Origin of the sequence: Citrobacter sedlakii NBRC 105722 (assembly GCF_000759835.1) — a bacterium.
GTDB classification, from domain to species: Bacteria; Pseudomonadota; Gammaproteobacteria; order Enterobacterales; family Enterobacteriaceae; genus Citrobacter_A; species Citrobacter_A sedlakii.
Genome location: NZ_BBNB01000008.1, coordinates 101,110 through 113,089 on the forward strand (window position 1 = coordinate 101,110; position 11,980 = coordinate 113,089).

Below are 11,980 nucleotides of genomic sequence, written 5' to 3' on the forward strand. Positions count from 1 at the left end.
ACGATCCTCACAGTGCGCCGCGACGGCTCTTGGCGTAGGTGTCGAACGCCACCGCCAGAACGATAATTAATCCGGTGATAATCTGCTGGTAGTAGGCCGAGACGTTCATCAGCACCAGGCCGTTAATCAGAATACCCATGATGATGGAGCCGATGATGGTGCCGCCGATGCGCCCGTAGCCGCCCATCAGCGAGGTACCGCCAATCACCACCGAGGCGATGACGCGCAGCTCAAAGGAGATCCCGGCGACCGCCTCGGCGCTCCCCAGACGCGCGCTGAGGATGAAGCCCGCCAGCCCCGCCAGGCAGCCAATCAGCACGTAGACGCTGACCAGCACGCGCTTCACGTTCACACCCGCCAGACGCGCCGCCTCCGGGTTGCCGCCGATGGCGTAGACGAAGCGGCCCCAGCGGGTTTTGTGCAGCGCCAGATAACCGCCAACGGCGACGATGGCGAAGATCCAGATCGGAATGGAGATGCCGAGCAGCTCCCCGCGCCCCCACCAGCGGTAGCCCTGATCGAAACCGGCGATCGGCGCGCCGTCGTTAATCACCAGCGTCAGGCCGCGCCAGATGGTCATCCCCCCGAGAGTGACGATGAACGGCGGCAGGCGCAGGCGGGTGACGCCCAGACCGTGCAGAAAGCCAATCGCCGTGCCCATCGCCAGGCAAATCCCCAGCCCAATCAGCCAGCTCATGCCGCCCCAGGCGTTCGGGTCAACGGTGGTAAAGTTGTCGCCTTTAATCACGTACGCTGCGGTCATGGCGCACACCGCCAGAATGGAGCCGACGGAGAGGTCGATCCCGGCGGTCAGGATGACGAAGGTCATCCCCACGGCCATGATCCCGTAGATGGAGACCTCGGTCAGGATGTTGAAAATATTGCGTTCAGAGAAAAAGTTGCTGTTCTGCGACTGGAAGAAGATCAGCAGCAGGATCATGAAAATCAGCACCCCGAAGCGCTCGAAGAAGGCGATGGGTTCGATGCGTCCGGCGCGTTTGACCGGGGCCTGCGTTTTAGAAATCATCTGCGTCATGAGAAACTCCGTTATGCCGCGTTCAGGGCGTTGTGGTTGATGGCCATCATCGTCATCAGCCGTTCTTCGTTAGCGTCGTCGCCGTGGATCTCGCCGGTCACCCGGCCTTCGCTGAGGGTGATGATCCGGTCAGACACCGCCATCACTTCAGGCAGATCGGAGGAGATCACGATCACCGCCACGCCCTTTTTCGCCATGTCAAACAGCACCTGGTGCACTTCCGATTTGGTCCCCACGTCGATGCCGCGCGTCGGCTCGTCGACGATCAGCACCCGAGGATTGAGCGCCATGCAGCGCGCGAGGATCACTTTTTGCTGGTTACCGCCGGAGAGCTTGCGTACCTCCTGCTCGCTGTTGACCATTTTGATCTGCAGCGCCTGGCGGTAGGACTCAATCAGGTCGTCCTCTTTGCGGGTGTTCACGAACCAGCGCCACTGCAGCAGTGACGAAAGGCAGGAGAGCGACAGGTTGTCGCGAATCGACAGCCCCAGCACCGCTCCCTCTTTTTTGCGATCTTCCGGAACCAGCGCCACGCCCTGATCGAGGGCATACAGCGGATCGCGCGGCTGGTACGGCACGCCGTCCAGCTCAAAGCTGCCCGAGGTAAACGCGTCCGCGCCAAACAGGCAGCGCGCCACCTCGGTGCGTCCCGCGCCCACCAGCCCGGCAATGCCTAACACTTCCCCGGCGTGGACGTGGAAGCTGATGTCGTGCAGGGCGATGCCGTGCGGATCCAGCGGCGGCTTTTCGCGGCTCAGCCCCTTCACCGCCAGGCGGACAGGTTTATCTTCATGGTGGGTTTCGCTGGCGGGACGACGGTTAAACGCCACGTCGCGCCCGACCATCAGGCGAATCAGTTGTTCGACGGTGGTCTCCGCCACCGCGCCGGTACCGGTGAAACGACCGTCCTGAAACACGGTGAAGCGATCGCAAAGTTGAAACACTTCGTGCAGACGGTGGGTAACGTAAATAATGCTGACCCCACGCCCCTTTAGTTCCCGCACCACGCGGTGCAAACTTTCCACTTCGCTGTCGCTCAGCGCGGCGGACGGTTCGTCCATAACGATCAGCTTCGCGTTCAGGGTTAATGCGCGGGCGATCTCCACCATCTGCTGCTGCGCGACGCTCAGGCGGGCGACGGGCGTGGTCGGGGCGACGTTCAGCTGCAGGTAATCGAGGATGACCTGCGCCTCCTGATTCACCGCTTTCTCATCAACGATCAGGTTACGCCTGCGCGGCTCGCGCCCGAGAAACATGTTCTCCGCGACGGTCATGTTGGGCAGCAGGTTGAACTCCTGATAGATGGTGATAATCCCCTTGTTCTGCCGCTCCACCGGGGAATCGTCCAGCGGCAGCGTTTCGCCGTTAAACCAGATCTCCCCGCGCGTTTGCGGCTGCGCCCCCGCGAGCGCCTTCAGCAGCGTGGATTTTCCCGCCCCGTTTTCCCCCAGCAGGGCGTGTATTTCTCCGCTGCCGACGGTCAGTTGTGCACTGCTTAAGGCCCAGACGCCGGAAAAGCTTTTCGCCAGGTCGGTCACTTTCAGTAAGGGTTGCGACATCGGTCTGCTCCTCCTTCAGAGTGCGCCGCCGCTCGCGCGGCGGCTGCGGATAGATCAGTTACCGGCCTCGCCGATGCGCTCAGCCTGCTGCAGGTTCTCTTTGGTGATCAGCGTCGGCGGGTAGTCAGCCCCGGTGATGGCGGTTTTGTCGCGCACGTTGGCCACCAGCTGGCTCATCGCCGTTTTGACCGCAAAGCCCGGACGCTGATCCGCCGTCACCGCCAGCCAGCCCTCGCGCACGCGGGCCAGCGCTTCCGGTACCGCATCAAAGCCGGTCACCAGTATTTCGCCCGGCTTCACGCCCTGGCTTTGCAGGGCTTCAATCGCCCCCAGCGCCATATCGTCGTTGGCGGAGAGGATCACCTGCGGGCGTTTCGGCAGAGAAGGCAGGACGCTTTCAACGATGCGCATCCCTTCTGAACGCATCCAGTTGCCGGTCTGATCGGCGACGATCTTGTATTTGTCCCCGCCCGCCTTCAGGCTGTCGCGGATCCCTTTGGTGCGTTCAATATTGGAGGAGGAGCCGGGCTGACCGGTGAGCAGTATGATCTCCGCCCCGTTGGGGAATTTGCTTTTCACGAAGTCGCCAATCGCCTGGCCGCCTTTGTAATTGTTGGCGCCAAAGTGCGGCACCTTCTTCTGGCTGTCGACGGAGCGGTCAAGGGTGACGACCGGCAGCTTCGCCTCCTGAATTTCATCCACCGCGCTGGAGACCGCGTTCACGTCGTTCGGGGAGACGATAAAGCCCTGCGCCCCGCGGGTGATGGCGTTTTCCAGGTCAGCCACCTGTTTCGGCGAGCTGCCCTGCCCGTCCAGCACCTGAAGCTGCACGCCCATCTCTTTTGCGGCCTTCACCGCCGTGCGCTGCATGTGAACTTCAAACGGCATCGCCAGATTTGGCGTACTGAAAACAATTTGCTCGTTTTCGGCGAGGGCGGCCCCGGACGTTACGGCGATGAGGGCGGCTACGATCAGTTTTTTCATTATTATGTCTCTCTGTGTAGGGTGGGTGTGTTTAGAGGACGATCTCGCGCTGGCTGCGCAGTGATTCCAGCGCTTTATCCGCGAGGTACAGCGCTCGTTCGCCGTCATCGCCGCTACAATCCGGCACCGCTTCGCCGCGCAGGACCGCAACAAAGTGTTCCCATTCCGCGGCGTAAGCGGATTTGTAGCGCTGGAGGAAGAAGTGTTCCGGCAGCGCGCTGGTGCAGCCCTGTTTTCCGTAGTGCTGCACCTGGTTTTCAAGGATATTGCCCGCGCACAGCAGCCCTTCAGAGCCGTGCAGCTCCAGGCGCTGGTCGTAGCCGTACGAGGAGCGGCGGCTGTTGACGATGGTCGCCATCGCGCCGGAGGCGTATTTGAGAACGATAAACGCGGTATCGATATCCCCCGCCTCGCCAATCGCCGGATCCACCAGGTTGCTGCCCTGGGCATACACCGACACCGGCTCTTCGCCCATGATGAAGCGCGCCATGTCAAAGTCGTGAATGGTCATGTCGCGGAACATGCCGCCGGAGACGCGCACGTACTCCGCAGGCGGCGGAGACGGATCGCGGGAAATAATCAGCAGCGATTCCGGTTTGCCGATGCGCCCGGCCTGGGCCTCGGTTTTCACGCGGCGGAACTGCGGGTCGAAGCGGCGGTTAAAGCCGATGAACAGCGGCACGTCGTACTCTTTGACCACCTTCAGGCAGTCGCGCACGCGGGCGAGGTCGAGGTGTACCGGCTTTTCGCAGAAGATGGCCTTGCCGTGACGGGCGGCCAGTTCAATCAGATCCGCGTGGGTATCCGTTGCCGAAGCAATCAGTACGGCATGAACGTCAGGGTCGGTCATCGCCTCCTCCAGGCTCTGCTGACGGGCCTGATACTGCATGGCGAGACGGGTGGCAAATGCCTGATTCGGGTCGACCACCGACCACAGCGTGGTCGCACTGTGGCTGGCGATGTTAGCTGCATGTACCTGGCCGATTCGGCCAGCGCCCAGTAAAGCAATGTTAAACATAACGGCTCCCGGTGTTGGTGAATGCAATGAACTAACGACCCTTTAAATAAAACATTTATTTCATTTTTATAAATAGTGAAAATTATGTTTTTGAGTGCGAGTTAACAGTTTTGAGATGAACGAGATAATTTTTGTTATCAATCTCACAACATGAGCGGCGATATACGGAAAGAACATCGCCCTCTCCCGGATGGGGAGGGCGCGGAAAACACAGGAAGAGAAAATGAAATGAAAATTTCGTTACGGCGGGAAAACTAATACTGACGCGCTTTTTTTACCTGCGCTTGCGTCAACGCGGCGGCTTCGCACACTGCGGGCGAGTCTGCCACCTGCGCATCGCCGGTTCGCCACCACGAGGCGTAATCGTGGGTCATGGTCTTCGGCAGCACCTTAATATCCAGCAGCGTCGGGCCAGGATGGGCGCGGGACGCCGCCAGCGCCGCCAGCAGGCCTGGTTCATCGTGTACCCGCCACGCGCGGCAGCCGTAACTTTCCGCGTTTTGCGCGAAATCGACCTTCACCAGCGGTCCGTCAAGTTGCCCGGTTTCCGGGTTGCGTCGGCGATTTTCGGTGCCAAAGCTTCCCATACCGTGCCCCATTTGCAGGTTGTTAATGCAGCCGAAGCTGGCGTTATCAAACAGCAGAACGGTGACCTTAATCCCCTCCTGCACCGCGGTTTGCAGCTCGGAGTGCAGCATCATGTAGGAGCCATCCCCCACCATGGCGTATACCGGCTGTTCGGGTCTCGCAATCTTCGCGCCAATCGCGGCCGCTATCTCGTAGCCCATGCAGGAGTAGCCGTACTCCAGATGATAGGTGTCGGGCGTTTTAACCTGCCAGAGACGCTGCAAATCTCCCGGCAGCGATCCGGCTGCCCCCACCACGATGGCGTTGTCTTCAACATGCTGATTAATCAGCCCCAGCACCCGCGTCTGGGTCAGCCGGGTGTTGAGCGCCTCGCCGTATTCCGCCAGCTGCGCGTCCAGGTGTCCCGCCACTTCCGGCGCCTCATCCGGGTGCCACTGGCGATCCCACAGGCGGCGGCACTCGTTGCGCCAGTCAGCTTTCGCCTGAGCAATCTCCTCTCCCCAGCCGCTGCGGTAATCCTTCAGCGCATGAGTCAAGGCCTGCAGCCCTGTCCGGGCATCGGCAATCAACGCGGTGGCGTCGAGCTTCAGGGCGTCAAATTCGGCCACGTTCAGCAGCAGAAACTCGACGTCCGGATGGGCAAACAGTGCCTTGGAGCCGGTGGTAAAGTCCGTGAGGCGTGTGCCGACGCCAATTACCAGGTCCGCCTGCGGCGCAAGCTTGTTGGCCGCCAGCCCGCCGGTGACGCCGACCCCGCCCAGATTAAGCGAGTGGTCACTGACCAGCGCCCCCTTTCCGGCCTGGGTTTCGGCAAACGGCAGATGCAGCGTCTCGACAAATTCGCGCAACGCCTCATGCGCGCCGGAATAACGTACCCCACCGCCGCATACCACCAGCGGGCGACGCTTACGGGCAATCAGTGCCCGCGCGTGTTCAAGCCGCTGGGAGTCGGGCGGTCGACGTTCAATGTGATGTACGCGGCGCGCGAAGAAGCTCAGCGGGTAATCCCAGGCTTCGCCCTGCACGTCCTGCGGCAGGCAAATGGTCACCGTCCCCGTATTTGCGGGGTCAGTGAGTGCTCGCATCGCATTGAGCATGGCGCTCATCAGCTGCTCGGGGCGGTTGATGCGGTCCCAGTAGCGGGAGACAGGACGGAAGCAGTCGTTGGTGCTGATGCTGAGATCGTGATACTGCTCAATTTGTTGCAAGACCGGGTCCGGCTGGCGGCTGGCGTAGATATCTCCCGGCAGCAGCAGCAGCGGGATGCGGTTCGCGGTGGCAGTAGCTGCAGCGGTCACCATATTGGCGGCGCCCGGCCCGACGGAGGAGGTGACGGCGAAAATGCGCTGACGGCGATGCTGTTTGGCGAATCCCGTCGCCATATGGGCGATGCCCTGCTCGTTGCAGCCCTGCATCACCTGCAGATGGCCCGGATCCTGCTCCAGCGCCTGGCCGATACCCAGCACGTTGCCATGACCAAAAATGGTCGCCACGCCCTCCACGAAGGGCGTTTCGTTGCCGTCAACGCTGACGTACTGTTGATTAAGGAACCGGACCAGCGCCTGGGCCATGGTCATACGTTCGGTTTGCATAACACCTCCTGTCAGCCCAGCGTCGGCATGGAGAACGCCGCGCCGCTGTCCTGCTGCATTTCCGGCCAGCGCGCGGTAATGGTTTTCATGCGGGTGTAGAAACGCACGCCGTCATTGCCGTGGACGTTGAGCGCGCCAAAAATCGAGCGCTTCCAGCCGCCGAAGCTGTGGAACGCCATCGGCACCGGGATCGGCACGTTGACGCCCACCATGCCCGCCAGCACCTCTTCGCAGAAGCGGCGCGCGCAGCCGCCGTCGCGGGTGAAAATGGCCGAGCCATTACCATATTCATGGCGGTTAATCAGGTCCACCGCGCTGGCGTAATCTGCTACGCGCACCACAGAAAGCACCGGACCGAAAATTTCTTCTTTATAGATGGTCATCTCCGGGGTGACGTTATCGAACAGCGTCGGCCCGACGAAGTAGCCCTGCTCGTGGCCCTGCACGCTAAAGCCGCGACCGTCCACGCACAGTCTCGCCCCTTGCGCTTCCCCGCTGTCGATGTAGCCCAGCACCTTGCTGCGGTGGGCGGCGGAGATGAGCGGCCCCATTTCGTTTTCCGGCGTCTGGTCCAGACCCGGCCCAACGCGCAGTGCGGCAATCTGTTTTTCCAGCCGGGCGCAAAGGTCATCAGCGGTTTTATCGCCCACCGCCAGCACCACCGAGAGCGCCATGCAGCGCTCGCCCGCCGCGCCGTAGGCCGCCCCCATAATGGCGTTGGCCGCCATCTCCATGTCGGCATCCGGCATTAAAATACAGTGATTTTTCGCACCGCCCAGCGCCTGACAGCGTTTGCCGTGGGCGGAGGCGGTCTGGTAAATGTATTCCGCAATCGGCGTGGAGCCGACAAAGCTCACTGCCTGCACGCGCGGGTCGGTCAGGAGCACGTCAACGGACTCCTTATCCCCCTGTACCACGTTAAACACGCCGTCCGGCAGGCCGGCCTCTTTCAGCAGTTGCGCCAGCGCGAGCGCCAGGGAGGGATCTTTTTCCGACGGTTTCAGCACAAAGGTGTTGCCGGTCGCCAGCGCAATCGGGAACATCCACATCGGCACCATCGCCGGGAAGTTAAACGGCGTGATGCCGACGCAGACCCCGAGCGGTTGCATCAGCGAATGGCTGTCGACGCCGGTCCCCACGTTGGCGGAATGCTCACCCTTTTGCAGGTGCGGGATGCCGCAGGCGAATTCCACCACTTCCAGGCCGCGAGTCAGCTCGCCCACCGCGTCGGAGAAGACCTTGCCGTGCTCTTCGCTGATGATGCGGGCCAGCGTTTCCATGTGCTCTTCGAGCAGCGCCTTGAAACGGAACATCACCCGCGCACGCTTAAGCGGAGCCTGACGTGCCCACGCGGGAAAGGCCTGCTGCGCGGCGGCAACCGCCTGCTCAGCCTCCTTCGCCGTACTCATCACCACCTGGCGGATCTGCTCGCCGATGGCCGGGTTGAAGATCGCCTGAACGCGCTGGCCTGAACCGGTGACACATTCGCCGTGAATAAAATTCGCTACCGTCTCCATCCTTAACCTCTCGCTGTGGGTTCGTGATTGTTACCTGAACGCTCTCTATGAAATCACTATATATGAAATAAATATTCCATTTTAAGTTGAAATAAAACAAATAGTGATTATTGTGATCAAGGATGGATTTTTATGTTAACAGCCGCAATACGCAGGATAAGCCGATCTTTCGGGGATTTCAGAGAGGGAAAAGCGTGAATCTTCTGTTTCATTTTTGCCGCGAATCGGACGTCCGACATTTAAAAGAAGCGGCTTTACGTTTAGAATCAGAAAACTAACCCAGGGGGATCAATGAGTACCGCAACCAACCTGAACGAACTGCAACAGCAAATCCGCGATCGCTACGACAGCCTGAGCAAAAGGTTGCAGCAGGTGTCCCGCTATGTGCTGGATAACACTAATAGCGTGGCCTTTGATACGGTCGCTGTCATTGCCGAGCGCGCCGGGGTGCCGCCCTCCACGCTCATCCGCTTCGCCAACGCCTTTGACTTCACCGGTTTCAATGAAATGAAACAACTGTTTCGCATGAATCTGGTTGAAGAGACCGCCAGCTACAGCGACCGCGCCCGCCTGTTTCGTGAAATGGAAAGCGAAGCGGTGCCGGAAACGCCGCTGGATATTTTGCAGGAATTCGCCCGCTCAAATGCGCAGGCGCTACAGCAGCTTGCCGCCCGTGCCGAACCGGCAATGCTGGAACAAGCGGTGCAACTGCTGGCGGAAGCCGACACTATCTATGTCGCCGGCTTACGTCGCTCGTTCAGCGTTGCCGCTTATCTCACCTACGCCCTGAGCCATCTGGCCTGCCGTCCCATACTGCTCGACGGGATGGGTGGGATGCTGCGCGAACAGATCAACCGTATTAGCTCACGCGATATCGTGGTTTCCGTCAGTTTCTCGCCCTATGCGGAAGAGACGGTGATGGTGAGCGAAACCGCGGCGAAGGCCGGCGCGCGTCAGATTGTCATCACCGACAGTCAGATAAGTCCACTGGCCACGTTCAGTGAACTCTGCTTTGTGGTGAAGGAGGCGCAGGTTGACGCGTATCGCCTGCCCGCGATATTGGGTGTGATAAAACCACGCCAGCGCCGGATAAAGCCGGGTTCGCGAGGTCGCAGGCGGCATCACGGGCATATCGTCATAGCCGGAGATCACCCGCCCCGCCGGATCCACCACTTTGTAATACAACCGATCGTTCATGTTGAGCTCAAAGCTGTCCAGCACCACCCACGGAACGTTGACCTCCAGCCTGCCGTTACGCACTTCCAGCCGTTCCGCCACCGTGCGTGCAGAAGAAAGCAGCGTGCGATCATAGGCCTGGGTCGCGGCCTGTAGCGCGCTGACATAGCTGTTAAATGCCGACAGTCCCCACAGCAGGAGCAACGGTAGCCCCAGAAACAGCAGCAGTTGCAGGTACAGCGACTGCGGTTTAACCCACCTCATCGCCGCACTCCAGCACGTAGCCCAACCCGCGCAGGGTTGTGATTCGCACGTTGCTGCCGTGTAGTTTTTTGCGCAGGCGATGAATATACAGTTCGATGCTTTCCGGGCTGACTTCATCGTTCAGACTGAATACCTGTTCAAACAACTGCTGACGCGACACCGGGCGCGTTCGCCGGTACATCAGCACCGTCAGTAGCGCCAGCTCTCGCGGGGTGAGCGCCAGCGGCTGCTGCTGAAGCAAAAAATACCCCTCGTCGTGAAACGCCAGATCGCCCAGTTGCTGGAGCTCCTGCACCTGGCCCGCACTGCGCCGCAGCAGGGCGCGCAGCCGCGCGTCAAGCTCCTCCAGCTCAAACGGCTTGGGCAGGTAGTCATCTGCGCCGACGTTCAGCCCCTTTACCCGATCCGCCACCGCGCTGCGTGCTGTTAACAACAGGACGGGCAGCGTCTGCCCACGTTTGCGCAGACGCTGCACCACTTCCAGCCCGTCAATACCGGGCATATTGATGTCCAGCACCGCCAGCGCATAGCTTTCGCGGTGCAACAGATGGTCGGCAGCCAGTCCGTCGAACACGCAGTCCACGGCGAACCCGTTCTGCACCAGCGCTTTTTCCAGCCAGTGAGCCAGCTCACGGTTATCTTCCGCCAATAAGAGACGCATATCACATCCTGTAAAGTTTCTGCCGCATTGAAAGGGAAATGAAAGGTTAATGTTTTAACAATCACGCAACCGAACTGCTACATGCAGGTTCACATAATCAAAAAAATGTTGTTCCGAACCCTACTATCCGGGCATCCGGCGTGAGGATAAACAATGAAAAAACAATTACTTCGTACTCTTACTGCAAGCGTTTTACTGATGAGCACCTCTGTACTGGCGCAGGACGCGCCGTCACGTACCGAATGTATCGCCCCGGCGAAGCCCGGCGGCGGCTTTGATCTTACCTGCAAACTGATCCAGGTAAGCATGATGGAAACCGGCGCTATCGAAAAACCGATGCGCGTCACTTATATGCCCGGCGGCGTCGGCGCGGTGGCCTATAACGCCATCGTGGCGCAGCGTCCGGCCGAGCCCGGGACAGTGGTCGCCTTCTCCGGCGGCTCGCTGTTAAACCTGTCACAGGGGAAATTTGGCCGCTACGGCGTGGATGATGTGCGCTGGCTGGCGAGTGTGGGCACCGACTACGGCATGATCGCCGTACGCGCCGACTCGCCGTGGACGTCGCTGAAGGATCTGCTCACCGCCATGGAAAAAGATCCCAACAGCGTGGTAATTGGCGCAGGCGCGTCTATCGGCAGCCAGGACTGGATGAAGTCGGCGCTGCTGGCGCAACAGGCGAAGGTCGATCCGCACAAGATGCGCTATGTCGCCTTTGAGGGCGGCGGCGAGCCGGTGACCGCGCTGATGGGCAACCACGTGCAGGTTGTCTCCGGCGATCTCAGCGAAATGGTGCCATACCTGAACGGCGACAAAATTCGCGTGCTCGCGGTGTTCTCAGAAAATCGCCTGCCGGGGCAGTTGGCTAACGTCCCGACCGCCAAAGAGCAGGGCTACGATCTGGTCTGGCCGATCATTCGCGGTTTCTATGTTGGCCCGAAAGTGAGCGACGCCGAATACCAGTGGTGGGTGCAGACGTTCGAAAAGCTGCAGCAGACCGAAGAATTTAAAAAGCAGCGCGATCTGCGCGGCCTGTTTGAATTCAACTTGACCGGCAAAGCCCTTGACGAGTATGTCAAAAAACAAGTTACCGGTTACCGGGATCAGGCCAAAGCCTTCGGCCTGGCTAAATAAACGCGGAGGCCTCCATGAGCGATCGTATTTTCGCCGGGATCTGGCTGCTGCTCTGTATCGCCGGGCTGTTTATCGCCTGGCAGATCCAGAGTGAATACAGCTACGAGCCGGTCGGTCCACGCCCGTTTCCTCTGGGGATCATTGGCCTGATGGCGCTGTGCGCGCTGGCGCTACTGCTGCGCCATCCGGATGTGGTGGACTGGCCACGCCGTCACGTGCTGCAAAAGCTGTTGACGATGGTCATCATCCTGTTGATGTACGCCTGGGGCTTTGAATGGCTGGGCTTTCCCGTCGCCACCGCGATCCTGACGCTGGTCATTGGCCTGCTGTTCGGCGCCACGTTACCTGCAGCGGGGATCTCCGGCGTGATCCTCGGTGTGGCCCTCTGGTACGCCTTCGACCGCCTGCTCGACGTCACCTTACCGCTCGGCGCCTGGCTGAGTTAACGGAGAAA

Annotated in this window: 10 protein-coding genes and 1 pseudogene; 3 read left to right on the forward strand and 8 right to left on the reverse strand. The window is 60.3% G+C overall.

The features are described from left to right. Nucleotides 1-7: 7 nt before the first annotated feature. The 6 genes from CSE01S_RS11670 to CSE01S_RS11695 all read right to left on the reverse strand — a co-directional run bounded on the left by CSE01S_RS11670 (nt 8) and on the right by CSE01S_RS11695 (nt 8,294). The gene (locus CSE01S_RS11670) at nt 8-1,036 is read right to left on the reverse strand and encodes an ABC transporter permease (RefSeq protein WP_042288434.1); all 1,029 of its coding nucleotides are present in this window, start codon (nt 1,034-1,036) and stop codon (nt 8-10) included. Nucleotides 1,037-1,047: 11 nt separating this feature from the next. Further along, nucleotides 1,048-2,595, reverse strand: a complete 1,548-nt coding sequence (locus tag CSE01S_RS11675) for a sugar ABC transporter ATP-binding protein (RefSeq protein WP_042288438.1) — start codon at nt 2,593-2,595, stop codon at nt 1,048-1,050. Between the two features lie 54 nt (nt 2,596-2,649). Further along, nucleotides 2,650-3,579 (reverse strand): sugar ABC transporter substrate-binding protein, encoded by a 930-nt coding sequence (locus CSE01S_RS11680; RefSeq protein ID WP_042288441.1) that lies wholly within the window; start codon nt 3,577-3,579, stop codon nt 2,650-2,652. Between the two features lie 31 nt (nt 3,580-3,610). After that, on the reverse strand, nt 3,611-4,597 hold the full coding sequence (iolG, locus tag CSE01S_RS11685) for an inositol 2-dehydrogenase (protein WP_042288443.1): 987 nt from the start codon (nt 4,595-4,597) through the stop codon (nt 3,611-3,613). Nucleotides 4,598-4,851: 254 nt separating this feature from the next. Continuing rightward, a complete protein-coding gene (gene iolD / locus CSE01S_RS11690) occupies nt 4,852-6,777 on the reverse strand; it encodes a 3D-(3,5/4)-trihydroxycyclohexane-1,2-dione acylhydrolase (decyclizing) (RefSeq protein WP_042288446.1) in 1,926 nt (641 codons plus the stop codon). Between the two features lie 11 nt (nt 6,778-6,788). Further along, nucleotides 6,789-8,294 (reverse strand): CoA-acylating methylmalonate-semialdehyde dehydrogenase, encoded by a 1,506-nt coding sequence (locus CSE01S_RS11695; protein ID WP_042288449.1) that lies wholly within the window; start codon nt 8,292-8,294, stop codon nt 6,789-6,791. 291 nt (nt 8,295-8,585) lie between these two features. On the opposite strand from CSE01S_RS11695, the pseudogene CSE01S_RS11700 reads away from it, so the two are divergent. After that, a pseudogene (locus tag CSE01S_RS11700) lies at nt 8,586-9,260 on the forward strand (MurR/RpiR family transcriptional regulator); the annotation flags it as partial. Here the strand turns inward: CSE01S_RS11700 and CSE01S_RS22320 are convergent. Together CSE01S_RS22320 and tctD are read right to left on the reverse strand one after the other, a co-directional pair. Next, nucleotides 9,159-9,734, reverse strand: coding sequence for a sensor histidine kinase N-terminal domain-containing protein (locus CSE01S_RS22320; RefSeq protein WP_233422703.1), 576 nt, complete (start codon nt 9,732-9,734; stop codon nt 9,159-9,161). The pseudogene CSE01S_RS11700 and the gene CSE01S_RS22320 overlap by 102 nt on opposite strands. Further along, nucleotides 9,721-10,395, reverse strand: a complete 675-nt coding sequence (tctD, locus tag CSE01S_RS11705) for a transcriptional regulator TctD (RefSeq protein ID WP_042288453.1) — start codon at nt 10,393-10,395, stop codon at nt 9,721-9,723. Before tctD ends, CSE01S_RS22320 begins: the two co-directional genes overlap by 14 nt. Before the next feature lie 153 nt (nt 10,396-10,548). Here tctD and CSE01S_RS11715 point away from each other — a divergent pair, with 153 nt between their 5' ends. Both CSE01S_RS11715 and CSE01S_RS11720 read left to right on the forward strand, forming a co-directional pair. Further along, a complete protein-coding gene (locus CSE01S_RS11715) occupies nt 10,549-11,526 on the forward strand; it encodes a Bug family tripartite tricarboxylate transporter substrate binding protein (protein WP_042288456.1) in 978 nt (325 codons plus the stop codon). Nucleotides 11,527-11,540: 14 nt separating this feature from the next. Further along, the gene (locus CSE01S_RS11720; RefSeq protein ID WP_042288459.1) at nt 11,541-11,972 is read left to right on the forward strand and encodes a tripartite tricarboxylate transporter TctB family protein; all 432 of its coding nucleotides are present in this window, start codon (nt 11,541-11,543) and stop codon (nt 11,970-11,972) included. Nucleotides 11,973-11,980 lie beyond the last annotated feature (8 nt).